The sequence below is a fragment of the Vibrio viridaestus genome, assembly GCF_003856525.1.
GTDB classification, from domain to species: domain Bacteria; phylum Pseudomonadota; class Gammaproteobacteria; order Enterobacterales; family Vibrionaceae; genus Vibrio; species Vibrio viridaestus.
In genome coordinates this window covers 1-472 of sequence record NZ_RJVQ01000124.1, presented here as the reverse complement: position 1 = coordinate 472, position 472 = coordinate 1, and the positions used below count along the sequence as shown (strand labels likewise).

The following is a 472-nucleotide window of genomic DNA, read 5'->3' as shown; positions in this document are numbered from 1 at the left end:
CCCACGCCAATCCGGCTGGTTGCCTCCTTCGTGAAGACAAACTCACCACGGTGAACAATCCCCGCTGGCTCATATTTGCCGCCGGTTCCCGTAAATCCTCCGGTTGCAAAATGGAATTTCGCCGCAGCGGCCTGAATGGCTGTACCGCCTGMCGCGGATGCGCCGCCACCAACAGCCCCGCCAATGGCGCTGCCGATACTCCCGACAATCCCCACCATTGCCTGCTTAAGCAGAATTTCTGTCATCATGGACAGCACGGAACGGGTGAAGCTGCGCCAGTTCTGCTCACTGCCGGTCAGCATCGCCGCCATATTCTGTGCAATACCATCAAAGGTCTGCGTGGCTGCACTTTTTACCTGCGACATACTGTCCGTGGCGCTCTCTTCCCACTCACTCCAGCCGGACTTCAGGCCTGCCATCCAGTTCCCGCGAAGCTGGTCTTCAGCCGCCCAGGTCTTTTTCTGCTCTGACA

General features: G+C 58.6%; 1 protein-coding gene. It reads right to left on the bottom strand.

What is annotated here, in order from left to right:
• A partial coding sequence (locus EES38_RS21905) for a phage tail tape measure protein (protein WP_124939297.1) occupies positions 1-472 on the bottom strand: 472 nt, incomplete at both ends.